The sequence below is a fragment of the Flavobacterium nitratireducens genome (genome assembly GCF_029625335.1).
Taxonomy (GTDB): Bacteria; Bacteroidota; Bacteroidia; order Flavobacteriales; family Flavobacteriaceae; genus Flavobacterium; species Flavobacterium nitratireducens.
In genome coordinates this window covers 2,309,860-2,334,415 of the sequence record NZ_CP121111.1, presented here as the reverse complement: position 1 = coordinate 2,334,415, position 24,556 = coordinate 2,309,860, and the positions used below count along the sequence as shown (strand labels likewise).

Here is a 24,556-nt window from a genome sequence, read left to right as displayed (position 1 = left end):
CAACAAATCCCTTTCTCTATAAAAGAAGGGGATTTTTCATTAAACGGTATCCGTCCTGAAATAACGATACACAAAAACATCTTTATCCCAAATTCCGCATTAGAAAAAGCGGAATCGATAAAGTAAATCTAACCATTGTTTTTTTAAAATTCAGGGTTAAGCCTAATGGAATCATTAGTGTCTTATTATCATAACTTCCAATGATTAATTCGGATTTATTCAAAACGGCACAATAAAACACAAAAAAACCGTCTCGATTACTCGGGACGGTTTTTAATAAATTGAGAAAATCAATTAAGCTTCTACTTCAAATGGAAGGATAGAAACATAAGATTTGTTATCTCTTTTCTTTTGGAACTTAACAATTCCATCTACTTTTGCATGTAGTGTGTGATCTTTACTGATGTAAACATTTTCACCTGGATTGTGTTTTGAACCTCTTTGTCTTACGATGATGTTCCCTGCGATAGCAGCTTGTCCTCCAAAAATCTTAACACCTAAACGTTTCGATTCTGATTCTCTACCATTCTTAGAACTACCGACACCTTTCTTGTGAGCCATGATGTTTAAGTTTTAATATTGTTATTACTCTTGAGTATCTTCTTTTTTAGCTTTTGCTACTTTTTTCTTTGGAGCTTCAGCTGTTTCTGTAGTTGCTTCAACTGCTGCTTTTTTAGAAGCTGCTTTTTTAGCACCTGTTGCAGTAATACCCTCAATTACAATTTGAGTAAGATATTGTCTGTGACCATTTCTTTTTTTGTATCCTTTTCTTCTTTTCTTTTTGAAAACGATAACTTTGTCTCCTTTTAAGTGTTGTAACACTTTAGCTTCTACTGAAGCACCTTCTATAGCTGGGGCGCCTAAAGTTACATTCCCATTGTCATCTAACAAAAGAACTTTATCAAAAGAAACTTTTGATCCTTCTTCGTTAGCTAAACGGTGAACATAAACCTTTAAGTCTTTGCTTACTTTGAATTGTTGCCCTGCTATCTCTACGATTGCATACATACCAAATTGATTTATTAATTTTTAAGGCTGCAAATATACAATTATTTTTTTATCACGCAATTCTTAAATTTAAAAAAATATTAGTTATTACTTTAAGCTTATTTTCAATACTTTAGATGCAAGAATTTTATCCTTTTTTATATTCCAAAAATAGATTTGGTTATTCAAATCTAAAAAAAGTATTTTTGGAACTACAATAACGCTGATCTAAGTATTGAAACCTCTTTTTATTAATCTTATATGAAAAAAATTATAATGGCAATTAGTTCTTCTCTTTTACTCGGTGGCATTGCCACAGCACAAAAAATTGCTTTCGAAGAATACACCCTCGACAACGGTTTACATGTAATTTTACATCAAGATAATAGCGCACCAGTGGTAATCACATCTGTAATGTATCATGTAGGCTCAAAAGACGAAGACCCAAACAAAACGGGCTTTGCACACTTTTTCGAACATTTATTATTTGAGGGAACTGCCAACATTAAACGCGGCGAATGGTTTAAAATAGTCACCTCTAATGGCGGAATTAACAATGCAAACACCTCAGACGACAGAACCTATTATTATGAAGTTTTCCCTTCTAACAATTTAGAATTGGCTCTTTGGATGGAATCAGAACGATTAATGCACCCTGTTATTAATCAAATTGGGGTAGACACTCAAAAAGAGGTAATCAAAGAAGAAAAAAACTCTCGCTACGACAACCAACCTTACGGAAGAATAATTGAAGCTGTCAAAAAAAATCTATTTGTTAATCATCCTTATCGATGGACCACTATTGGTTCTACCGAACACTTAAACTCGGCTAAACTAGAAGACTTTAAAGCTTTTAACGAAAAATTTTATGTTCCTAACAACGCCGTTTTAGTAGTAGCAGGAGATTTTGAAAAAAACCAAGCCAAAGAATGGATACAAAACTATTTTGGTCCAATTAAAAAAGGAAAAGAGATTGTTCGAGAAAAATTTGTCGAAAAACCAATAACCGAAACGATCAAAGCGACTCATATCGATCCAAATATCCAAATTCCGATGCTAGCAACGGCTTACAGAACTCCTTCTATGAAAACTAGGGATGCTCGTGCTTTGGATTTCATTTCTTCCTATCTAAGCGACGGAAAAAGTTCGAAATTGTACAAAAAAATTGTAGACGAGAAGAAAAAAGCATTACAAATTGGAGCCGTAGCATTTAATCAAGAAGATTACGGAATGTATATTCTGTATGGTTTACCAATGACTAATTTCACCACCAATGATTTATTAACAGAAATCGACGAAGAAATTACTAAAATACAAACCGATTTAATATCTGAAAGAGATTATCAAAAAATACTGAATCAATTTGAGAATCAATATGTAAACGAAAACTCAAACGTCGAAGGTATCGCCGAAAATCTTGCCCGCTACTATTTACTTCACGGTGACATCGAACTCATTAATCAAGATATTGAAATCTACCGTTCTATTACAAGAGAAGAAATTAGAGAAGCCGCAAATAAGTATCTAAAACCAAATCAACGTTTGATACTGGACTACATTCCAACCCCTGCAAAGAATGAAAATTAAGCCATTTCATATCATGAAAAAATCAATTATATTATTTACTCTAATATTAGCTACCGCAATCATGCAAGCACAAGAACGCAAACAACCTATTCCAGGTAAACCACCTGTAGTAAACATAAAAAAACCACAAAGTTTTACACTAGCAAATGGACTAAAAGTAATGGTTGTTGAAAACCATAAATTACCTAAAGTAACTTTTAACCTTACAATAGACAATCCGCCATTTGCCGAAGGCGATAAAAAAGGCGTTGATGAACTATGTAGTAATTTATTAGGAAACGGTAGTTTGAATATTTCAAAAGAAGACTTTAACGAAGAGGTCGACTTTATGGGAGCGAGTATGTCATTCAGTTCCAGCAGTGCCTTTGCGAGTGCTCTTTCCAAATTTTCTAAACGCAGCTTAGAACTTTTGGCTGAAGGTGCTTTAAACCCTAATTTTTCTCAAGAAGAACTCGATAAAGAAAAAGCGAAGCTTATTGAAAGTTTACGTTCCCAAGAAAAAAGTGTCTCTGCTATTGCAAACAGAGTAGTCAACGCACTTGCTTTTGGAAAAATCATCCCTTAGGAGAATTTATCACCGAAGAAAGTTTAAACCGCATTTCACTAGCAGATATAACGAACAATTATAAAAAACGATTTGTACCACAAAATGCCTATTTAGCAGTTGTAGGCGATGTTAAATTCAACGATATTAAACCCATTATTGAACAACTTTTTGGCACTTGGCAAAAAACAACAATCAACACCACCAGCTACAAAGACCCTAAGAATGTAGAAGGAATCCAAATCAACTTTATCGATGTGCCTAATGCTGTACAATCTGAAATAGCTGTTGTAAATACTTATCACCTAAAAATGAACGACAAGGACTTCTTCCCTACCGTAATTGCAAGTTACATTTTAGGTGGTGGTTTTAATAGTTACCTCAACATGAATTTAAGAGAGGCTCATGGCTGGACCTACGGAGCAAGCACAAGCATAGGTGCCGGAAAATACATAACTAGTATTCGATCTTCATCGGCAGTAAAAAATCATGTGACAGATAGTGCGGTGGTTGAATTTATCAAAGAAATTAAAAAAATAAGAACCGAAAAAGTAACCACTGAAGAACTAGAAAGCGCTAAAGCAGGTTACATAGGCCGATTTGTAATGAAAGCCGAAAAACCAGAATCGGTGGCCCGATACGCACTCAACACAGCCATAGAAAACTTACCAGCCGATTTCTATGAAAACTACATTAAAATGCTGAATGCTGTAACCAAAGAAGATGTTTTGGCTGTTGCCAATAAATATTTTTTAATAGATAACTCCAGAATTGTTATTGTAGGCAAAGGAAAAGATGTAATTCCTGGCCTGGAAAAACTTAATATTCCTATTTTCTATTTTGACAAATTTGGTAATCCTGTAGAAAAACCGTTTTCAAATAATTAAAAATGTTATGGGTTATGAGTTATGGGTTGTAACTTTTTACACAGCTCAACTCATAACCCACAACTCACAACCGCTTACTTCTTAGCACTCAGATAAACGCCAATTAAAATAATAAATGCGCCAAAAAACTGGATTGGAGTAAGCATTTCTTGATCTAACAAACCCCAAAAGAAAGCAACAACAGGAATTATATAAGTTACCGAAGTCGCAAAAACCGCCGAAGAAATCTGTATTAGTTTAAAAAATAAAATATTAGCAATCCCAGTCCCTACAACCCCCAAAATCACTATAAAAAATACCGAAGTCTGCACTTTTTCAACCGCAATAACATCATAAAAACCAGTAAAATAAAGAATTAGTAAGGCTGGAAAAATCAGAAATAAAAAATTACCAGTTGTAATACTAATTGGATCTAAATCAGACAAAAACCTTTTTATCAAATTGACATTTACCGCATAACAAAGTGAGGCAATTAAAACCAAAATAGCGTAATAATAATTCTGCCCCGGATGATTCACCGCTCCGTTAAAAACCAAAAGTAAACTACCTATTAAACCAATAACAACACCTAGTATTTGTTTCTTTTGAAAATCAACACCAAAAAACATCACCCCTAAAACCAAGGTATTCAAAGGAGTCAATGAGTTTAATATGGAACTTACGGAACTATCAATTTCAGTTTGAGCTAAGGCAAAAAGAAAAGCTGGAAAAAAGTTCCTAATAACGAAGTTAGCCCTATAAATTTCCATCTGTCTCTTGGGATTTTAGACAAACTTCTAAAACCAATCAATAATAAAAAAAGTGAAGCAAAAATAATTCGCAAGGAACCCACCTGAATAGCCGATAGCCCAACTAAACCCTTTTTAATCAATATAAAAGAACTTCCCCAAACTAAGGAAAGTAGCAATAAAAACAACCATTTTACTTGTTTTGATTCCAAAGCTTCAATTTTTTATCAAAATTGTACAATTTTGACGAGATATCGCAATCTTTACGAATGATTATTTCCAAGACAATGTTTCCATTAAATGCTGCATATCATTTTTGATATAACTTGCAGCCGGCATGATGGAATCAAAATTTGGTTTGGCATAAAAATAAACAGAACCCGTGATAAAATGTCTTGTACTATCGGTGAGATAAAATTGTGAATTGGTTGCCGCATTACCATCAACTTGATAAAACATTCCATAAACCTTTTTATCTGAATTCAAATAAGGTTGCTCCAAAATATCATCGGCTTTAATCACATGTTCAAAAGTGAGCTTTTGAGCATCACGCAACAATTTGTTCAGATTATTATTCACAGGCTTATAAGTAAGATATATGGTTGCTTTCATCTTAGGATATGTAATGGTAAAACCACAATCTTTTTCTCCTTTTATGACAGCTTTTGAATTCATATCAAATGCAAAAGGGCATTGGTTTTCAAAATGCATATAATTTACCATTGGATAATCCAATCGCAAATAACTTTGTGGTTTAGGCAAGACCTCTTTTTTACAACTAGAGAACAACACAAGAGCTAAGAAAACTAACACAACCGCTTTAAAATGGTATTGCTTAGCGGTATATTTTACATTAAACATTAATTGTTACTTTTATTTGTTTGATACGCTTTTTATCTACCACCTCAATGGTAAACACACAATTATGAAAGACAATTTTTTGTCCTTTAGCCGGAAAATTTCCTGAAATTTCCAATATAAATCCAGCCAAAGTTTCTGCCTCTCCTTTTCTCTCTTCAAAAACTTCCTCGTCTACATCAACAATTCTATAGAAATCTTTTAGATTAATTTTCCCTTCAAAAAGAAAATTTCTATCATCAATTTGTGAAAAATTAATATCCTCATCATCAAACTCATCACTGATATCGCCTACAATTTCTTCGATAACATCTTCTAATGAAACTAAACCTGAAGTACCTCCGTATTCATCAACTACAATGGCTAAGTGACTTTTCATCGACTGAAAATCCTTTAGTAAATTGTCCAGCTTTTTATTCTCAGGAACAAAGAAAGGTTCTCTTATTAAGGTAGTCCAATCGAATTCTTTTTTATCAATATGCGGTAGTAAATCTTTGATAAACAAAACACCTTCGATTTGGTCAATATTATCGCGAAAAACAGGAATTCTGGAATAGCCTTTTTCTAAAATTTTAGAATAAATATCTTCAAATGATTCGGTGATTTCTAAAGCAAAAATATCAATCCTAGGACTCATTACCTGTTTGGTATCTGTATTCCCAAAAGAAACTATTCCTTCTAAAATCTTTTGTTCGTCGGTCGAAGTTTCATCCGTTGCTGTTAATTCTAAAGCCTGCGATAATTGGTCTACCGAAATATTAGATTTTTGTTTTCCTAATTTATTATGCAAATATACCGTTGCAGCCCGCATAGGAAGACTAATAGGAGTAAGGAAATGATCTAAAACCGAAATTGGATAGGCAATACTCTTGGCAAACTTCACATTGTTTCTACTAGCGTATACCTTTGGCAAAACCTCTCCAAACAACAATAACAAAAAGGTTACTACAATCACTTCGAAAATGAATTTTAATGCAGGAGAACTTACTCCCGAAAACAAATCCGAACCAATAAAAGAAAACAAAATAACGACTCCAATATTAATGAAGTTATTTGCTACTAAAAGAGTCGCTAATAATTTTTTGGGTTTTTGTAATAATTCCGATAGAATTTTTCCTGTGGAAAGATTTTCTTGTAGGGTATCGTCGAGGTCTTTTTGCGAAAGCGAAAACAAGGCTACTTCGGCTCCAGAAACAACTGCTGAACAAAAAAGCAACACAAACATTCCTGCAAAACCAAACAATAGATCAAAGTCTAATGTAGAAACAAAATTTAAACTGGGCTCCGGGTCCAAATTAAAAAAAATTAGTTAAACAATTAAAAAGGCAAATCATTGATTGGCAAACCCTTATTTGGCGTGTCAAAGTTAGTGTTTTTTGTAGTATCAGGACTCTGATTTTGTTTATTGTTTTCAGTATCCTTTTTTGTTGTTAAAAAAGTAAATTCCGTTACTTGAATTTCGGTAGTATGTTTCATTGTACCGTCTTCCGCTTGCCACTGACGGGATTTAATCCTTCCTTCTACATAAATCTTATCTCCTTTTGACAAATATTTTTCACATATTTCGGCAGCTTTATTTCGCACCACAAGATTATGCCACTCGGTAGAAACTATCTTTTCATTTGTTGTTTTATTAACATACACCTCATTAGTAGCTAATTGAAATCTACCGATACAATTACCCCCTTCAAAATAGTGCATCTTAACATCATCCCCCAAATGACCTATTAGCATAACCTTATTTAATGTTCCGTTCATAGCCTCATTATATATATGAATACATATCAAAGATACATTTTTTTGTGTTTCGTTACTATTCTGATTCAATAAAATTATGAATCACAATAGGAAAAGGATATTGTTTTAAATTCTCTTTTGTAATTCCATTCACCACTTTTCCTTTGACTTTTACTTCCCAAAACTTAATATACAAATGCTGATGCGAAAGTTTATGCACCATACTTTCATCATTACAAGCTCTCATACTCATAATAGGATTATCAAAATACGTTGCTTCGCTTATCGCTTTGGAAACAAACTCGAAATCCTCCTCGGCTACTGTTTCAATAAGTGGAAACTCATATAAATTATGCCAAATCCCTTTAGCCGTTCTTTTTTGAATTAGTGTTTTATCCTCTTCATCTAATAGTACTATGTAGTTAAAATACCTATTCTTCACCTTGGTCTTTTTTAACTTTACAGGTAATTGCTCTACTTTCCTTTTTTGCAAAGCCGCACAACTAGCATTAAAAACACAAGAACTACAATCTGGATTTTTAGGCACACATTGCAAAGCACCAAACTCCATAATCGCCTGATTAAATAGAGCAGGGGTATCTTTTGGCATTAACTCATAGGCCAAAGCAGTGAATTCTTTTTTGGCAGACGCCTGAGCAATATCGGTTTCAATATCAAAATAACGCGAAAGCACTCTAAACACATTACCATCAACAACTGGAACGGCTTCGTTATATGAAAAGGAAGCAATAGCCGCTGCGGTATATTCCCCAACTCCTTTTAGTTGCAACAATCCCTCATAAGTAGAAGGAAAAATTCCATTGAGTTCAGTAGCTATATATTGTGCCGTTTTATGTAAGTTCCGAGCACGTGAGTAATACCCCAAACCTTGCCACAACTTCAACACCTTTTCTTCATCGGCATTAGCCAGATCAAAAACCGTTGGAAAAGCCTCTGTAAAAGACAAAAAATAGGGCAATCCCTGAGCAACTCGCGTTTGTTGGAGCATAATTTCCGAGAGCCAAATATGGTATGGATTAGTGGTATTTCGCCATGGCAAATCGCGCTTATTCTGCAAGTACCACTTTATTAATAAGTTATAAAAAATCATTATTAAATATTTGTTGACAAAAGTAAAAGTTTATGTAATTAAAATTTAATGAATTAGCTTGAATAATTGTTTTTTTAATTCTTATATTTGCACACTCAAAAAAATTATTACAAAATAATAAAATAGGAAAGAAAATGACGAAAGCAGATATCGTAGCGAAAATTTCAGAAAAATTAGGTCTTGAAAAAGGAGATGTTCAAGCAACAGTTGAGACCTTTATGGAGGAAGTAAAAACTTCATTAGAAACTGGAGACAATGTATACTTAAGAGGTTTTGGTAGCTTTATCGTAAAAACTAGAGCTGAGAAAACAGGAAGAAACATTTCTAAGAATACCACTATTAAAATCCCTGCTCACAACATTCCTGCTTTCAAACCTGCAAAAGTTTTTGTAGAAGGAGTAAAAACAAATAACGAAGCAAAATAATATTATTAATCATAAAATCTAAAAGATTATGCCAAGTGGTAAAAAAAGAAAAAGACATAAGGTAGCTACTCACAAACGTAAAAAAAGAGCGAGAGCTAACCGTCATAAAAAAGAAAAAGTAGTTTTTAACTACTTTTTTCTTTTTAAACGTTCATTGAAATTTGGTTTTCAGACTTCAGATTTTAGATTTCAGATAGCAGCATAACTGCCGTCTACTTTCTAAATACTGTAAACTGAATTCCTCCGGGTTAATACCTGTTCAAAATATTGTTTAATCCATCCTTGCTGAAAGTTGATGGTTTTTAGTTTTTAGTTTTTAGTTTTTCAACTACAAACAACAAACTCTAAACAACAAACACAAAGTGCGGATAAAAATTTACAACGTGAATAAAGAATTAATCATTCGATCTAGTTCTGATTCCGTAGATTTTGCCTTATTAAAAGATGGAAAACTAATTGAATTACACAAAGAAGAAGAAACAAGCAACTTTCAGGTAGGTGATATTTTTATTGCCAAAATCAGAAAACCAGTTGCGGGACTTAATGCTGCTTTTGTAAATGTAGGCTTTGAAAAAGATGCCTTTTTACATTACCATGACTTAGGCCCTAACCTTACTTCCCAACTGAAATTCATAAAACTTGTAAGCGCAGGTAAAATAAAAGATTTCTCCCTAAAAAACTTTCAGTTTGAAAAAGAGATAGACAAAGACGGAACGATTACTGATGTGATCAATGCCAATCAATCTATCTTAGTACAAGTGGTTAAAGAACCAATATCAACTAAAGGTCCAAGAATTAGCGCTGAGCTTTCTCTTGCTGGACGTTATATAGTTCTGGTTCCTTTTTCTGACCGAGTTTCTATTTCTCAAAAAATAGAAGATAAGAAAGAAAAAGACCGATTAAAAAAACTGGTACAATCTATCAAACCTAAAGGATTTGGTGTTATTGTTCGCACAGTAGCCGAAGGCAAAAACACAGCCGAATTAGAAAAAGATTTGCAGAACCTGCTAAGCAGATGGACTGCAATGTGTAAGAAATTACCAACTGCTCATCATCCCTCAAAAGTATTAGGAGAACTCAACAGAGCCTCTTCTATACTTAGAGATGTTTTTAACGATACTTTTACTAGTATTCAAATAGATGATGAAGAGTTGTACTATCAAACCAAGGATTATCTGCAAGAAATTGCACCGTCCAAACAATCTATTGTGAAGTTTTATCAATCAAACGACACGCCTATTTTCGAGAAATTTAATATAGAGAGACAAATCAAAACTTCTTTTGGAAAAACAGTTTCCATGAGTAAAGGAGCTTATTTAATTATTGAACATACCGAAGCTTTACACGTTATTGACGTAAACAGCGGAAACCGTTCAAACAAAGCTTCTAATCAAGAAGATACTGCCATGGAAGTCAATATGATTGCCGCAGCTGAAATAGCTAGACAATTGCGTTTACGCGATATGGGCGGTATCATTGTAGTGGATTTTATCGATATGTCAAATCCCGAAAACCGCAAAGTCTTATTCGACTTCTTGAGAGAAGAAATGAGCGACGATAAAGCCAAACACAAAATCTTACCTCCTAGTAAATTTGGTCTAGTCCAAATTACCAGACAAAGAGTAAGACCAGAAAGAAACATTAAAACCAGAGAAGAAGATCCAAATAAAGAAAATGGTGAAATTGAAGCACCAATTCTAATCATTGACAAAATCAATGCTGATCTGGAAAGAATTTTAAAAACCCACAAAAAAGTAGTACTTAATGTACATCCCTTTGTGGCTGCTTACCTCAGCAAAGGTTTTCCATCATTACGTTCAAAATGGTTTTTTGAACATAAAAAATGGGTGAAAATTATACCACGTGACGCTTACACGTATTTAGAATATCATTTCTTTGACAATAAAGGAAATGCTATTACAGAAGAATAAACAAAAAACCGCTTTTCGAAAGATTAGCGGTTTTTTTGTATCCTACTTTTACACAAAACAAACCTAATCTTAACAATAAACACTAGCAACTAATTAAACAATAACCTTTTGATTGTATTTTCACAAAACTGGCTTTACACCAAACAAACACCTGAATTGTAGATTTACAAAAATTTAATTTTTGTAAAATGAGTTCGATTATTAAATCAATTGCAGAAAACAAATTCTTCTATTCGCTTAATTTTGCGTTGCTGACAATGGTAATTGTATTGCTAAGCTGCTTCACTAAAGCAGATGGTTTCATATGGTTGAATCAGTTTCATACTAAATTCTTAAATTACATTTTTGAATGTCTAACTTTTTTGGGAGATGGATGGTTTGTTATTGTTTTTTCCCTGGTTTTTATAGTCTTTTTCAAAGATCACAGAGCACTGGGTCTCATTATCTTACTTTCGTACATTAGTTCAGGGATTTTTGCACAATTCATTAAAAACATAATTGTAGCCCCAAGACCAAAAGTATATTTCGAATTACATCATTTTCAGTATTACCTTGATACTTTTGCTTCAAGTCGAATAGGTCAAAATAGTTTTCCATCCGGCCATACCGCTTCATTTTTTGCTTTTGCAACTGTTATATCCAATTATTGCAAAAGAAATTACATTTGTATCACTATGCCTTTACTTAGCATCTTAGTAGGGTATTCCAGAATTTACTTGGGTCACCACTTTTTGATGGATGTTTTTGCAGGTGCCTTAATCGGGGTTGCTTTCGGATCATTATCCTCAATATGGTTTAATCAAATAACCGAAAATACTTTCATTAAAAGAAAAATATACTTCCCAGAATACAACACTCACGAATTTTCAAATCCTGGATTAAGCCAACATTAAATGGATATTTTAAAGTTTTTTAAATTTGGATTTGTAGGCTTTTCAGGCCTTATCATTGACTTTGGAATCACATGGATTTGCAAAGAAAAATTAAAACTCAATAAATACCTAGCCAATGGTTTTGGATTTCTGTTTGGAGTTACCAATAACTATTTTCTAAACAAATATTTTACTTTCGACAATCATAATGAAGAAATTGGGTTTCAATTTTTAAGTTTTTTAATTATCGCCATCATAGGATTCAGTATCAATACCGGCTTTTTGTATTCACTCCAAAAGAAGACAAAAATTAATTTTTATGTTTGCAAAATCATCGTTACAGTCCTTGTATTCGTTTGGAATTTTGGAGCGAATAGCTTTTATACATTCAAAAGTTAAGCATGCTCTTTAAAAATAAAATAACAACCCTCATTTTACTTGCCTCAATTGTTAGATGTATCATAGCTTTTTCAATTGGTCTAGGAAACGACGAAGTATATTATCTAAGCTATGCTCAGCATTTACAATGGAATTATTTTGACCATCCTCCTTTGGTGGCGATATTAATTCGGTTAACGACTTTAAACCTAACTTTCACGAATGGTTTTTTTGTTCGTTTAGGTTCCGTTATTTTGGCTGCTGCCAATACTTATTTAATGTTTCTAATTGGCAAAAAAATCAAGGACGAAAAAACGGGATACATTACGGCATTATTATATACTTCATCAATTTACACAAGTATTATTTCAGGAGTATTTATTATGCCAGATGCTCCTCAATTATTCTTTTGGATTCTAAGTTTATACTTTTTAACCCATTTAATCACTGATGAAGAAAGCCAATCTAAACGTAATCAAAACTTACTTTTATTTGGATTGAGTGTTGGTCTGTGTGTTATGAGCAAAATTCATGGGATTTTTTTATGGATTGGATTTGGTCTCTATGTCCTTCTATATAATCGAAAACTACTTTTAAACACCTATTTATACCTCTCTGTTTTATTATCGCTATTGATTATTTCTCCAATACTATTTTGGAATATTGAAAACGAATTTATCACCTATACTTTTCATAGTAATCGGGTAACAATTAATCAAGGGATTAATCCAAATAGTTTTATTAGAGAACTTTTTGGCGGAGTGGCTTACAATAATCCCGTCAATTATTACTTACTAATTATTACTTTGATTGCTTGCTGGAAAAATAAAATCAATATTTCAATTAATCACACACGACTTTTACTCCTAATGAGTCTGCCTTTAATTGAAATTCTATTATTTGTTTCATTGTTTCGGGATACTTTACCACATTGGTCAGGACCAGGATACACCGCTTTACTAATACTTTCATCATGTTATCTATCCGACATAAAAACCAATTACCTTCTAAATAAATCAGTCTATTATGCTAATTACCTCATCCTGATAGTGAGCCTAATTGGAATTTTGGCTTTAAACTTTTATCCTGGAACTTTAGGAAATAAGACCGAAGCCAAATTAGGAAAAGGCGATGTTACATTAGATATGTATGATTGGGATTTTTTCAAACACGAAGTCGCTAAAATTATTCAGAAAAATAAATCAGATGGAAAATCCAAAACCGAGTTTATCATTAATAACAAATGGTTTCCTGCAGCTCATATCGACAATTATATTGCTCAACCTTTACATTTGAATTTTTTAGCTATCGGAAAACTAGAAGACATACATACTTACCATTGGCTAAATCAATATCGAAATTCAATCAAAAAAGGAGATGATGCTTATTACATTACCGTTTCAAATAATTACAGCGACCCAAACGAAATTTACAAATACGACTTCGAAAAAATCAATCCTCCAATAATTATTAAGCAATTTCGAGGTGGTAAATCCGTGAGAAATATGCTTGTGTATTTGATGGAAGGCTACAAAAATTAACTACTTATTTTCTTCTAGTAGCAAAAAACCGCTTCATCAGTTCAGCTGCCTCATTGGCCATTACTCCTGAAACAACAGTGGTTTTAGGATGCAGTTTGGTTCCCATACTCAGAAATCCACGTTGTTCGTCGCGGGCTCCGAAAACAATTTTTGCAATTTGGCTCCAATACAAAGCACCAGCACACATCTGGCAAGGTTCCAAAGTAACATAAAGCGTACAATCTTTCAGGTATTTTCCGCCTAAATAATTAGCCGCTGCTGTTATGGACTGCATTTCGGCATGGGCGGTAACATCATTGAGCATTTCGGTTAGATTATGACTGCGGGCAATAACCGTGTTATTAATAACAACAACTGCTCCAACAGGGATTTCGCCTTGTTCAAAAGCCATTTCTGCTTCCTGCAAAGCCTTTTTCATAAAATACTCGTCGGTGAAAATATTTTCCATGTAACAAAAATACTGTATTCAATTCGTACATTTGCACTATGCTGAAAAATTTACTTTCAAACATAAACAACCCGTCTGATTTACGCTTACTTGACGAAGCCCAACTTCCACAGCTAGCGCAGGAATTACGCGACTTTATTATTGATATTGTTTCGGTTAAAGAAGGCCATTTAGGTGCCAGTTTAGGTGTAATCGAATTAACCATTGCTTTGCATTATGTATTCAAGACTCCCAATGATCTATTAATTTGGGACGTAGGACATCAGGCCTATGGACATAAAATCTTAACTGGTAGAAAAGATATTTTTCACACCAACCGACAATTAAATGGAATTTCTGGTTTCCCCAAAAGAAGCGAAAGCGAATACGATGCTTTTGGCGTAGGCCACTCTTCTACTTCTATTTCGGCAGCATTAGGAATGGCAATTGCATCCAATTTAAATGGTGATTTCAACAAACAGCATATTGCAGTAATTGGGGATGCTTCTATTGCATCAGGGATGGCATTTGAAGGATTAAATCATGCCGGAGTAACCAATGCTAATTTATTAGTTATCCTTAATGATAACGCCATCGGGATTGACCCAAGCGTGGGAGCGCTAAAAAAATACCTGACTGCGGTAAAAGAAGGCAAAAACCCGAGGCAAAACAATATGATTAAATCCCTGAATTTTAATTATTCAGGACCTATTGATGGCAATGATATTTTTGCCGTTATAAAAGAATTAAAGCGATTACAAAAAGTAAAAGGACCTAAATTTCTTCACGTAATTACCACAAAGGGAAAAGGATTACAGCAGGCTGAAGAAAATCAGGTGCAATACCATGCGCCAGGAAAATTTGACCCAATCACTGGGGAAATTATTCCGAAACAAGAAGAAAATCTTCCTCCAAAATATCAGGATGTTTTTGGGTTAACCCTATTAGATTTAGCGCAAAAAAACCAAAAAATTGTGGGCATCACTCCCGCAATGCCTACTGGAAGTTCGCTAAAATTCATGATGGACGCCATCCCTGAAAGAGCTTTTGACGTAGGAATTGCCGAGCAACACGCAGTAACTTTAGCCGCTGGTATGGCTACACAAGGTTTAACTGTATATTGCAATATCTACTCCACTTTTTTACAAAGAGCGTATGATCAAGTCATTCACGATGTGGCTTTACAAAACCTTCCTGTAATTTTTTGTCTGGACAGAGCAGGATTAGTTGGAGAAGATGGAGCAACTCATCATGGCGTATTTGATATTGCATATTTACGTTGCATCCCTAATCTAATAATTTACGCTCCCCTTAACGAAATCGCTTTACAAAACATTTTATATACTACACAATTAGAATTACATCACCCAATTGCTATTCGCTACCCAAGGGGAAGAGGAATGCTAACAAACTGGAAAGAAAACTATTTCGGAAACTATCAAACTATTAGTATCGGGAAAGCCAATTGCCTGAAAGAAGGAACTAAACTCGCCATTTTATCAAATGGAACGATAGGAAACAATGTAATCCAAGCATTAGATGAGATAAACAACCCAAGCGAAATGGCACATTACGACTTTGCATTTGTAAAACCATTGGATGACAAAACATTGCATTCCATTTTCAAAACATTTAAAAACATCATCACCATTGAAGATGGCACAATTATTGGTGGGTTTGGAAGTGAAATTCTAGAATTTGCAGCTAAAAACAATTACCTAACAAAGGTACAAACACTAGGAATTCCTGACCATTTTATAGAACAAGGAAGTATCAATCAGCTACAGCAACATTGTGGAATTGACGTAAAAACACTAAAATCAGTTTTTTTAAGTTATATAGAAAGTATTTAACAAAACTAAAATTCGAATTTGATAATGAAAATACGACATCACTTCTTGCTTATAATTGGTACTTTATTCCTGTCGTTTACTTCCGTTGTTGCACAAGAAACTCCCCAAGAAAGCACTAACGATACACTCAAAAAAATTATCCTTCCAGTTTTAAACGATAATTTTTATAGAAAACCTAAACCAGAACCTTTAAAATTCTCACTAGCCCGTTATGTAGCTCCTGTGACCATTATCAAAGCACCTCCTTCTCATTGGTCTAAAAAAAGCGTACTTGGATTTGATATTTCTGAAATTGCCTTTGTAAACTGGAGTGCTGGGGGAACCAACTCGGTATCAGGATTATTAAAAGGAGACTTTAACAGAACCTATGAAAATAAGTTAGTTAAATGGGTTAACGAACTTAGTGTTCGATACGGTATGAATAAACAGGACGGAATTGAAATTCGTAAAACGGATGATGCTTTTCGTTTGAACTCTACTTTTGGTTATCGTAAAGACAAAGAAAGCAACTGGTTTCATTCGGCTAAATTGAATTTCAACACACAGTTTACCAATGGATACCGTTACCCAGACAAACAAAACCCAATTTCTAGACTTTTTGCCCCAGCCTATATGTTTCTAGGAACTGGAGCCGAGTATAGCACAAAAACCAAAAGTCATGTGGTATATTTTTCACCATTTACCTATAAAGCGACTTTTGTTTGGGATCAGACCTTAGCTAACAAAGGAGCATTTGGGGTTGAAAAAGCCATCTATGATTCGGAAGGAAATATAATCACAGAGGGAAGAAGAGCTAAAAACGAACTTGGTGTATTATTAACAAACCAATACAAAAAAGAAATCTCTAAAAACGTTGTCTTTGTTAATAGTCTGAGTCTTTATTCGGATTATCTCAATAAATTTGGAAACGTTGATGTTGACTGCGACTTAGCCCTAAATTTAGTGGTAAACCAATATGTTAGAGCCAACATTGGAGCCCGAATAATTTATGACGACGATATTAAAAACAAAACAGAAGTTGCAGGAGCAACAGTTACCGAAGGTCCAAAAACCCAAATCAAACAAGTTCTGGGTGTTGGACTTACCTATGCTTTTTAAACTATTATCGTTTTTTTCGACCATTAATAGTTTCATATATTTCCAGAGCATTACCATCAGTAAGCAAAGAAACATAATGACAGATATGCAATAAACGGTCGTACAAACTTTCTTTTTCTAAATGGTGTTTTTCAGGTAATAACTTAAGGATTAATTTGTCGTAATTAGAATCCGTACCATTGAATTTATTATCATAAGCGGTAATAAATTTATCAAGCAGTGTTTGAATAATTTGGTAGCCCACTAATTCCTTTTCAATTACCTCTCGGCTTTGGTAAATATTATCGATGCTAATTTTGATGATATCATCCATTTGTGCTTTGTATTTACTTTTATCCATTAAGGCAAAAGGAAATTTCCCCTGCAAAATTGCTTCTTCATTGGCGATAAATACTTTTACCGCATCATTAATTAAACTACTTATTGCTAAAGCTCGCAAATAACTGATACGATCTTCTTTAGTAACTAAGGTTTTATATTTGGCCGTATCAATATTGTCTTTCACCAATTTGATTAAATATTCTAAGGCGAAATCCTCAGAAACCAGCCCTAAGTTGATTCCGTCTTCAAAATCAATAATGGTATAACAAATATCATCGGCCGCTTCAACTAAATAAGCCAACGGATGTCTTTCAAAACCGATATCCTCTCCGGATTTATTTGGGATTAAGCCCATATCTTTTGCTGCTTCCTGAAAAAAAGCTTTATCAGCCTGAAAGAATCCATATTTTTTATCCGCTATATTTCGAGTTGGTTTTTTTGGCAAACTCTCTTTTGGATACTTCATAAAAGCACCTAAAGTCGCATACGAAATACGCAAACCACCTTCAATTCCCGGACGACTGGAAGTCATCACCGAAAAGCCATTGGCATTACCTTCAAAATCGATTAAATCCTGCCATTGTTTTGGAGTTAAATATTCTTTGTATTTCTGGCCTGCACCTTTAGAAAAATATTCACCAATTGCTTTTTCTCCTGAATGGCCAAAAGGCGGATTCCCAATATCATGTGCTAGCGAAGCTGCAGCCACAATTGCCCCAAAATCATTCATATGAAACCCATGAATCTCTTTTAAATACGGATACTTTTCGATAATTTTTTTTCCTACCAAACGTCCTAATGAACGCCCCACTACCGAAACCTCCAAACTATGTGTCAATCGCGTGTGCACAAAATCGGTTTTAGAAAGTGGAATTACCTGCGTTTTATCTTGCAAACTCCTAAAAGCAGCCGAAAAAATAATTCGATCATAATCTACTTCAAATCCTAAACGGGTATCATCCTGCTCAATTCGTAATCGCTTGCTTGTATCGCCTTGTCGTTTTAAAGATAAAAGTTGTTCCCAGTTCATTTGATTTTTGATTGAAGATTAACGAAATATAATTTATGATTCAAAAAACCAAAAATACATTTTATTTTAGGACTTGTTATAAAGATTCTAATTCATGATATTCTTTTATTTGTTGATCCAACTTAGATTTCAACACAACAAAAGTTTTAGAATATTGATCATGCAATCCCATACTGCGCCCTCTTAAAAAGCTAAAAGGCTCAAATGGAAAAATAAGTACCAAACTTCGAATTAAAACAGTCATTACATCTGGTTTTGAACCATCTTCCATAACAACAATTGTCTTTGTAAAATATTTAGCTAGAGAACGAGAAAGAAAAATTTCTGTAATTCCATAATACATAAAAATGATAATACTCCAGAAAAAATAACGTTCAATCATATCAAATGATTTCATTCAATTTGAAAATACTGAAGAATTACTAAAAATCAACACTAAATAAACAATAAAACGAATTATCATTAAATCAATAATCCAATTTACAACTCTAATCTGTTTTGGATATGCAAACAAAAACGGCACATTAAGTTAAGCTACATTTTTGTAATTAATTTGATTGTTAAATTCTTCAATAGTTGCATAATTCAAAGTGGAATGTCTCCTTTTTCTGTTGTACCAAATTTCAATATATTCAAAGATTTCCAGTTTCATCTGTTCTTTAGAAATCAGTTTGTTCCCATAAATTAATTCCGTTTTCAAAGATTTGAAGAAGCTTTCCGCCACAGCATTATCCCAGCAATTTCCTTTACGACTCATACTGCGGGTTATTTTTTTATAGGAATCAAGAACATTTACAAACTTTTTACTGGCATATTGAACACCTCTGTCAGAATGAAAAATCAAACCTTGATCAATATCTCGGTTTTTAACCACCATTTTCCAAGCTCCAAGCGTAGTTTCTTCTGTACTCATTCCGTCACTCAAACTCCAACCGATAATTTTTCTGTCGTATAAATCCATAATAGTGGTCAGGTATACAAAACCCTCTTTAGTTTGGATATATGTAATATCCGAAACCCAAACTTTTGAAGGCATTTTTACAATAAACTCTCTGTTTAATACATTTTCGACAACTAAATAATTATGATTTGAGTTGGTTGTAACTTTGAACTTCTTGCTTAATTTGCTTCGTAAGCCAAGTTCTTTCATATATTTTGCAACTGTAATTCGTGAAACTTTATAACCTAAATACTGCAGTTACAATGTTATTCTAGGACTTCCATATCTTTGTTTGGCTCCAAAATAAATCAATGTTATCTGTTCTTTTATGGCAATTTTTAGTTGTTGTCTTGCTGTGACTGCTTGTTTTTTCCATCGGTAATAACTTCCGCTGCTCACTTTTAGAACTTTGCACATTTTTTCGATCGGGAATAGTTGTTCATTGCTTTTTATGAAACTATAAATCATCGACCGCTCTTGGAAAAAATGCCGATTGCTTTTTTTAATATATCACGTTCTAACTCGGCATCTTTGAGTCTTTTCTCTAGTTCGTGAATTTTTTCTTGCTCGGGAGTGAGTTTTAAATTTCCTTTCCCAGGAAAACTTCCTTCTCCAAATTCCTCGAACTCTTTACGCCATTTATACAACTGTGGTGCTGTGATTCCCAACTCTCTGGCGAGTTCTGATACATTTGTTCTCTCATAACTCAATTGAACGGCTTTTTCTTTAAAAGCTTTGTCATAAATTTTGAGGACTTGTTTCATAGGTTAAAATTAAGATTATTTCTTAACTTTATGTGATGGCTAAGTTAGCACGTCCATACGCCATGTGGAGGCAGCAAATAGGCGAGAGAAAACAATAAGTTAGGATTTGGACTTAAACAAAATTTAATACAATACAATCATGCTTTAAGCACATCGGCATAGGCAGTATTGTGTTTAAGTACTTTATTCAATTTACGTTTTTTCACCACATAGGTTTCCGACATAGCATCGTGCCAGCCTCTTGGATTTTCTTTTAAAAAACTAAATGCTTCAAAAGGATTAAAACGACAGCAGCTTCTAATAAAAATACGTTTTTTGGAAGGCTTAGAACCATCACTATTCACAACAATAGTATGCGTAATTAACTTGGCTATAGTTCTTGAAAAATAGACCTCGGTACTATAATAGTATAAAAAAGCAACAAGTACAGAATAAAAACTTACTTCTAAAATACTAAGATTATCTACCCAATTTGAAAGTTCAAAATGATTAGCTGATAAAGCAACTAAAATGATGGTGGTTCCTAGACTTAGCACAATGATATAAATAAACATTAAATCGATGCAAAGATTAAGAAATCGCTGAAATTGAGTGGCTCGCAAATCGTTTGTTATTGTAAATTCTTCCGTTTTCATGACTAGAATATTTAGTATTAAAAGAAACCGAAAACAATATAACCTACTCAAATATAGTAAATTATCAGCAAAAAATAAACTAAATAAGATTTAAATATTTGATTATCACCAATAAAAAAACAGCCATCATTTGATGGCTGTTTTTGTAATTATTATGAATTAATAATAAACGTTATTAAGATCCACACATTTCACAATCTTCTGGACCACCTGCCTGAGCTTGCAGAATCATTGCTTTGTATTCATTAATATCAATAGATTCTGTTTTTATTTCTTTGGCAACTGGTTGTTCCTTTTTATCATTATTCAAAGTAAACTTAATCGCATCAACTGCCGATTTTGTTCTTAAATAATACATACCTGTTTTCAATCCAGATTGCCAAGCATAGAAATGCATCGACGTTAATTTTGCATAATTAGCATCTTGCATGAACAAGTTCAATGATTGCGATTGGTCAATAAAATATCCTCTTTGACGAGACATATCAATAATATCTTTCATTGACATTTCCCAAACGGTTTTATACAAGTCTTTTAAGTCTTGAGGAATGATATCGATATTTTGTACCGAACCATTATGACGCATAATTTCTTGTTTCAAACTTTCGTTCCACAATCCACGCTCTACTAAATCATTCAATAAATGTTTGTTTACTACGATAAACTCTCCTGATAATACACGACGTGTATAAATATTAGAAGTATATGGTTCGAATGCTTCGTTGTTTCCTAAGATTTGTGAAGTAGAAGCAGTAGGCATTGGAGCTACTAATAAAGAGTTACGAACACCGTGCTCCATTACTTCTTTTCTTAATGAAGCCCAATCCCAACGACCTGATAATTCTTCGTCTTTTAATCCCCACAAATTGTGTTGGAATTCTCCCTGAGAAATTGGAGATCCTTCATAAGTTGAATATGGTCCTTCTTCTTTAGCCATTTCCATAGAAGCAGTAACCGCAGCGAAGTATAATGTTTCGAAAATCTCCTGATTTAATTTCTTAGCAGCATCACTGGTAAATGGCATACGCAACATGATGAAGGCATCTGCTAAACCTTGCACACCTAATCCTACTGGACGGTGACGTAGATTTGAATTTTCTGCCTCTGGAACCGGATAATAGTTTCTGTCAATTACCTTGTTTAAGTTTCTAGTTACACGTTTTGTAACATTGTATAATGCTTCGTGATTGAATTCTCCGTTTTCAACAAACATTGGTAACGAAAGAGAAGCCAAGTTACAAACCGCAATTTCATCTTTAGAAGTGTACTCCATAATCTCCGTACACAAGTTAGAAGAACGAATAGTCCCTAAGTTCTTTTGATTTGATTTACGGTTTACCGCATCTTTATACAACATGTATGGAGTACCAGTCTCGATTTGTGATTCAAGGATTTTCTCCCATAATTCACGAGCTCTGATTGTTTTTCTTCCTTTTCCTTGGTTTTCATAATTTGTATACATAGCTTCAAATTCTTCGCCATATACATCATACAAACCAGGACATTCGTTAGGACACATCAACGTCCATTGTCCATCCTCTTGCACACGTTTCATGAATAAATCAGAAGTCCACATAGCGAAGAATAAATCTCTTGCACGCATTTCTTCTTTTCCGGTATTCTTTTTCAAATCCAAGAATTCGAAAATATCCGCATGCCAAGTTTCGATATAAATAGCAAAACTACCTTTACGTTTTCCTCCTCCTTGATCTACATAACGAGCAGTATCGTTAAATACTCTCAACATTGGAACAATTCCGTTAGAAGTACCATTTGTACCACGAATATAAGAACCTGTAGCACGAACGTTATGAATAGAAAGCCCGATTCCTCCCGCTGATTGCGAGATTTTAGCAGTTTGCTTTAAGGTATCATAAATTCCATCAATACTATCATCTTGCATTGCTAAAAGGAAGCAAGAAGACATTTGAGGTTTTGGAGTACCCGCATTAAATAATGTTGGAGTAGCGTGTGTAAAGAACTTTTTAGACATTAAGTCATAGGTTTCTAAAACCGCCTGTAAATCATCTAAATGAATACCTACAGCAACACGCATTAACATATGTTGTGGTCTTTCAACAATTTTTCCGTTTATTTTCAACAAATAAGAACGCTCTAATGTTTTGAAACCAAAATAATCATAATTAAAATCTCTATTGTAAATAATATGAGAATCTAAAAAAGCTGAATTTTCTTGAATAACCTTAAAAACCTCATCTGAAATTAAAGGCGCTTTTTGTCCATTTCTTGGATTTACATAATGATACATTTCAGTCATAGTTTCTGAGAATGACTTTTTAGTATTCGAATGTAAGTTTGAAATCGCAATTCTTGCTGCCAATAAAGCATAATCTGGATGCGCAATTGTCATCGAAGCCGCGGTCTCGGCTGCCAAATTATCTAACTCTGACGTAGAAACTCCATCATATAATCCTTCAATCACGCGCATGGCCACTTTTACGGCATCCACTAAATCATTTAAACCATAGCAAAGTTTTTTAATTCTTTCTGTGATTTTGTCGAACATTACTGGCTCTTTCTGGCCGTTTCTTTTTACTACGTACATAAGTTTTAGTTTTTAATAAAACAGAAAATCCCTTCTCTGCTTTGGGTTATTTGTAATCGTTTTTTGGAGCTGTTTCCAGCTATCCGTTGCAATCTTTTTATCTCAAAAAAAAGATAAAAAGGATTTTCACTTCTATCTGGGCTAAAAACACCCAGAAAAAAGAAGAAAATATTTTTATAAATTAAAAATCGGCGTCGAATGAAATTTCCTGAGCATCCGAATCATTAGCTTTCCCACTATTTAAAACTCCAGCTTTTTGATATTCAGACACTTTTTTCTCGAAGAAGTTTGTTTTTCCTTGTAACGAAATCATATCCATAAAATCGAATGGATTAGCAGTATTATATACTCTTTCGCATCCTAATTCCACCAATAATCTATCCGTAACAAACTCTAAATATTGAGTCATCAAATTAGCATTCATCCCAATCAAACTTACCGGAAGCGACTCAGTGATAAACTCTCTTTCGATATCTAATGCATTAACAATGATTTCTTTGATTCTTTCTTTAGGAACTTTATTCACCAAGTGGTGGTTATGTAAGTGTACTGCAAAATCACAGTGAACTCCTTCATCACGAGAAATCAACTCGTTAGAGAAAGTCAATCCCGGCATTAAACCACGTTTTTTCAACCAATAAATAGAACAGAAAGCTCCTGAGAAGAAAATCCCTTCAACTGCAGCAAATGCAATTAATCTTTCAGCAAAAGAATCCGACTCAATCCATTTTAAAGCCCAATCTGCTTTTTTTCTAATAGCTGGAAAAACATCAAGTGCATTGAACAATTCATCTTTTTCCTTTTCGTCTTTTACATAAGTATCAATCAAAAGCGAATAGGTTTCGCTATGAATGTTTTCCATCATAATTTGGAAGCCGTAAAAGAATTTTGCTTCAGCATACTGTACTTCATTTACAAAGTTCTCCGCTAAATTTTCATTAACAATACCATCCGAAGCAGCAAAAAACGCTAAAATATGTTTGATGAAATATTTTTCGTCTGAATTTAATTTATTGTTCCAATCGTGTAAGTCTTGAGACAAATCAATTTCTTCAGCCGTCCAAAAACTAGCTTCCATTTTTTTATACCATTCCCAGATATCATGGTGCTTAATAGGAAATATTACGAAACGATTTTTATTCTCTTGTAAAATTGGTTCAACTTGCGACATTGTAATTCTATTTTTAATGAGATTTAAGGATAGTTTTTTGCTTTTTGAAGCATTACAAAGATTGTGAAATATTGCCGCAATTAAAAGCCAAACTTATTCACAATAACCCCTAGTTTTTAACAAAGACAGAAAAGACCTCTAATTCTTTATAAAAAAATAAACCAT

Annotated in this window: 22 protein-coding genes and 2 pseudogenes; 10 read left to right on the top strand and 14 right to left on the bottom strand. The window is 33.6% G+C overall.

The features are described 5' to 3' along the window. Positions 1–294 precede the first annotated feature (294 nt). A complete protein-coding gene (rpmA, locus tag P5P90_RS10990; protein WP_026712573.1) occupies positions 295–561 on the bottom strand; it encodes a 50S ribosomal protein L27 in 267 nt (88 codons plus the stop codon). A 24-nt stretch (positions 562–585) separates the two neighbouring features. Further along, complete coding sequence (gene rplU, locus P5P90_RS10985; RefSeq protein ID WP_278034727.1) at positions 586–1,008, bottom strand: 50S ribosomal protein L21; 423 nt, start codon at positions 1,006–1,008, stop codon at positions 586–588. Positions 1,009–1,248: 240 nt separating this feature from the next. On the opposite strand from rplU, the gene P5P90_RS10980 reads away from it, so the two are divergent. Genes P5P90_RS10980 through P5P90_RS10970 form a run of 3 tightly spaced genes read left to right on the top strand, consistent with a single transcriptional unit; the run spans position 1,249 to position 4,005 of the window. After that, on the top strand, positions 1,249–2,574 hold the full coding sequence (locus tag P5P90_RS10980) for a M16 family metallopeptidase (protein WP_278034726.1): 1,326 nt from the start codon (positions 1,249–1,251) through the stop codon (positions 2,572–2,574). Next, positions 2,564–3,139, top strand: a complete 576-nt coding sequence (locus P5P90_RS10975; RefSeq protein WP_278034725.1) for an insulinase family protein — start codon at positions 2,564–2,566, stop codon at positions 3,137–3,139. The genes P5P90_RS10980 and P5P90_RS10975 overlap by 11 nt, the downstream gene beginning before the upstream one ends. An 8-nt stretch (positions 3,140–3,147) precedes the next feature. Beyond that, entirely contained in the window at positions 3,148–4,005 is an 858-nt protein-coding gene (locus tag P5P90_RS10970) for a M16 family metallopeptidase (RefSeq protein WP_340696468.1), read from the top strand. 74 nt (positions 4,006–4,079) lie between these two features. Here P5P90_RS10970 and P5P90_RS10965 read toward each other — a convergent pair. The 5 genes and pseudogenes from P5P90_RS10965 to mutY all read right to left on the bottom strand — a co-directional run bounded on the left by P5P90_RS10965 (position 4,080) and on the right by mutY (position 8,439). Continuing rightward, positions 4,080–4,945 (bottom strand): annotated as a pseudogene (locus P5P90_RS10965) (DMT family transporter). 61 nt (positions 4,946–5,006) lie between these two features. After that, positions 5,007–5,594, bottom strand: a complete 588-nt coding sequence (gene gldD / locus P5P90_RS10960) for a gliding motility lipoprotein GldD (RefSeq protein ID WP_278034724.1) — start codon at positions 5,592–5,594, stop codon at positions 5,007–5,009. Further along, positions 5,587–6,885 carry a gliding motility-associated protein GldE gene (locus P5P90_RS10955; protein WP_278034723.1) on the bottom strand — a complete coding sequence of 433 codons (1,299 nt, stop codon included), beginning with the start codon at positions 6,883–6,885 and terminating at the stop codon, positions 5,587–5,589. Before P5P90_RS10955 ends, gldD begins: the two co-directional genes overlap by 8 nt. 23 nt (positions 6,886–6,908) lie before the next feature. After that, positions 6,909–7,349, bottom strand: a complete 441-nt coding sequence (locus tag P5P90_RS10950) for a single-stranded DNA-binding protein (RefSeq protein WP_278034722.1) — start codon at positions 7,347–7,349, stop codon at positions 6,909–6,911. A gap of 55 nt (positions 7,350–7,404) precedes the next feature. Beyond that, positions 7,405–8,439: an A/G-specific adenine glycosylase gene (gene mutY, locus P5P90_RS10945; RefSeq protein WP_278034721.1), complete on the bottom strand. Its 1,035-nt coding sequence runs from the start codon at positions 8,437–8,439 to the stop codon at positions 7,405–7,407. An 83-nt stretch (positions 8,440–8,522) separates the two neighbouring features. Here mutY and P5P90_RS10940 point away from each other — a divergent pair, with 83 nt between their 5' ends. The 5 genes from P5P90_RS10940 (at position 8,523) to P5P90_RS10920 (ending at position 13,586) form a co-directional block, all read left to right on the top strand. After that, positions 8,523–8,864 (top strand): HU family DNA-binding protein, encoded by a 342-nt coding sequence (locus tag P5P90_RS10940; RefSeq protein WP_255283850.1) that lies wholly within the window; start codon positions 8,523–8,525, stop codon positions 8,862–8,864. 383 nt (positions 8,865–9,247) lie between these two features. Continuing rightward, the gene (locus P5P90_RS10935; protein WP_278034720.1) at positions 9,248–10,795 is read left to right on the top strand and encodes a ribonuclease E/G; all 1,548 of its coding nucleotides are present in this window, start codon (positions 9,248–9,250) and stop codon (positions 10,793–10,795) included. Between the two features lie 188 nt (positions 10,796–10,983). Next, the gene (locus tag P5P90_RS10930) at positions 10,984–11,688 is read left to right on the top strand and encodes a phosphatase PAP2 family protein (RefSeq protein ID WP_278034719.1); all 705 of its coding nucleotides are present in this window, start codon (positions 10,984–10,986) and stop codon (positions 11,686–11,688) included. Beyond that, positions 11,689–12,066 (top strand): GtrA family protein, encoded by a 378-nt coding sequence (locus P5P90_RS10925; RefSeq protein WP_278034718.1) that lies wholly within the window; start codon positions 11,689–11,691, stop codon positions 12,064–12,066. Positions 12,067–12,068: 2 nt separating this feature from the next. Next, entirely contained in the window at positions 12,069–13,586 is a 1,518-nt protein-coding gene (locus tag P5P90_RS10920; protein WP_278034717.1) for an ArnT family glycosyltransferase, read from the top strand. Positions 13,587–13,590: 4 nt separating this feature from the next. Here P5P90_RS10920 and P5P90_RS10915 read toward each other — a convergent pair whose 3' ends face one another. Beyond that, on the bottom strand, positions 13,591–14,034 hold the full coding sequence (locus P5P90_RS10915) for a nucleoside deaminase (RefSeq protein ID WP_278034716.1): 444 nt from the start codon (positions 14,032–14,034) through the stop codon (positions 13,591–13,593). A gap of 38 nt (positions 14,035–14,072) precedes the next feature. On the opposite strand from P5P90_RS10915, the gene P5P90_RS10910 reads away from it, so the two are divergent. After that, positions 14,073–15,866 (top strand): 1-deoxy-D-xylulose-5-phosphate synthase, encoded by a 1,794-nt coding sequence (locus P5P90_RS10910; protein ID WP_278034715.1) that lies wholly within the window; start codon positions 14,073–14,075, stop codon positions 15,864–15,866. A gap of 24 nt (positions 15,867–15,890) precedes the next feature. Then, positions 15,891–16,964, top strand: coding sequence for a DUF3078 domain-containing protein (locus P5P90_RS10905; protein ID WP_278034714.1), 1,074 nt, complete (start codon positions 15,891–15,893; stop codon positions 16,962–16,964). 4 nt (positions 16,965–16,968) lie between these two features. On the opposite strand, the gene P5P90_RS10900 is transcribed toward P5P90_RS10905, so the two are convergent. From P5P90_RS10900 to P5P90_RS10875, 6 genes and pseudogenes are all read right to left on the bottom strand, one after another. After that, the gene (locus tag P5P90_RS10900; protein WP_278034713.1) at positions 16,969–18,315 is read right to left on the bottom strand and encodes a deoxyguanosinetriphosphate triphosphohydrolase; all 1,347 of its coding nucleotides are present in this window, start codon (positions 18,313–18,315) and stop codon (positions 16,969–16,971) included. A 76-nt stretch (positions 18,316–18,391) separates the two neighbouring features. Then, entirely contained in the window at positions 18,392–18,712 is a 321-nt protein-coding gene (locus tag P5P90_RS10895) for an RDD family protein (RefSeq protein WP_278034712.1), read from the bottom strand. A 132-nt stretch (positions 18,713–18,844) separates the two neighbouring features. Continuing rightward, positions 18,845–20,019, bottom strand: a pseudogene (locus P5P90_RS10890) (IS3 family transposase). Between the two features lie 137 nt (positions 20,020–20,156). Beyond that, positions 20,157–20,654, bottom strand: a complete 498-nt coding sequence (locus P5P90_RS10885; protein WP_278034711.1) for an RDD family protein — start codon at positions 20,652–20,654, stop codon at positions 20,157–20,159. 175 nt (positions 20,655–20,829) lie between these two features. Then, entirely contained in the window at positions 20,830–23,220 is a 2,391-nt protein-coding gene (locus P5P90_RS10880) for a ribonucleoside-diphosphate reductase subunit alpha (protein WP_278034710.1), read from the bottom strand. A 181-nt stretch (positions 23,221–23,401) separates the two neighbouring features. Continuing rightward, positions 23,402–24,391: a ribonucleotide-diphosphate reductase subunit beta gene (locus P5P90_RS10875; protein ID WP_278034709.1), complete on the bottom strand. Its 990-nt coding sequence runs from the start codon at positions 24,389–24,391 to the stop codon at positions 23,402–23,404. Positions 24,392–24,556: the final 165 nt, after the last annotated feature.

Bases quoted from the DNA above. Each gene is read 5' to 3' on its own strand.
- rpmA (WP_026712573.1), bottom strand. From the start codon at position 561: ATGGCTCACAAGAAAGGTGTCGGTAGTTCTAAGAATGGTAGAGAATCA.
- P5P90_RS10910 (WP_278034715.1), top strand. From the start codon at position 14,073: ATGCTGAAAAATTTACTTTCAAACATAAACAACCCGTCTGATTTACGC.
- P5P90_RS10895 (WP_278034712.1), bottom strand. From the start codon at position 18,712: ATGAAATCATTTGATATGATTGAACGTTATTTTTTCTGGAGTATTATC.
- P5P90_RS10880 (WP_278034710.1), bottom strand. From the start codon at position 23,220: ATGTACGTAGTAAAAAGAAACGGCCAGAAAGAGCCAGTAATGTTCGAC.
- P5P90_RS10885 (WP_278034711.1), bottom strand. From the start codon at position 20,654: ATGAAAACGGAAGAATTTACAATAACAAACGATTTGCGAGCCACTCAA.
- P5P90_RS10925 (WP_278034718.1), top strand. From the start codon at position 11,689: ATGGATATTTTAAAGTTTTTTAAATTTGGATTTGTAGGCTTTTCAGGC.
- P5P90_RS10950 (WP_278034722.1), bottom strand. From the start codon at position 7,349: ATGAACGGAACATTAAATAAGGTTATGCTAATAGGTCATTTGGGGGAT.
- P5P90_RS10900 (WP_278034713.1), bottom strand. From the start codon at position 18,315: ATGAACTGGGAACAACTTTTATCTTTAAAACGACAAGGCGATACAAGC.
- rplU (WP_278034727.1), bottom strand. From the start codon at position 1,008: ATGTATGCAATCGTAGAGATAGCAGGGCAACAATTCAAAGTAAGCAAA.
- P5P90_RS10905 (WP_278034714.1), top strand. From the start codon at position 15,891: ATGAAAATACGACATCACTTCTTGCTTATAATTGGTACTTTATTCCTG.
- P5P90_RS10915 (WP_278034716.1), bottom strand. From the start codon at position 14,034: ATGGAAAATATTTTCACCGACGAGTATTTTATGAAAAAGGCTTTGCAG.
- P5P90_RS10875 (WP_278034709.1), bottom strand. From the start codon at position 24,391: ATGTCGCAAGTTGAACCAATTTTACAAGAGAATAAAAATCGTTTCGTA.
- P5P90_RS10920 (WP_278034717.1), top strand. From the start codon at position 12,069: ATGCTCTTTAAAAATAAAATAACAACCCTCATTTTACTTGCCTCAATT.
- P5P90_RS10930 (WP_278034719.1), top strand. From the start codon at position 10,984: ATGAGTTCGATTATTAAATCAATTGCAGAAAACAAATTCTTCTATTCG.
- mutY (WP_278034721.1), bottom strand. From the start codon at position 8,439: ATGATTTTTTATAACTTATTAATAAAGTGGTACTTGCAGAATAAGCGC.
- gldD (WP_278034724.1), bottom strand. From the start codon at position 5,594: ATGTTTAATGTAAAATATACCGCTAAGCAATACCATTTTAAAGCGGTT.
- P5P90_RS10980 (WP_278034726.1), top strand. From the start codon at position 1,249: ATGAAAAAAATTATAATGGCAATTAGTTCTTCTCTTTTACTCGGTGGC.
- P5P90_RS10975 (WP_278034725.1), top strand. From the start codon at position 2,564: ATGAAAATTAAGCCATTTCATATCATGAAAAAATCAATTATATTATTT.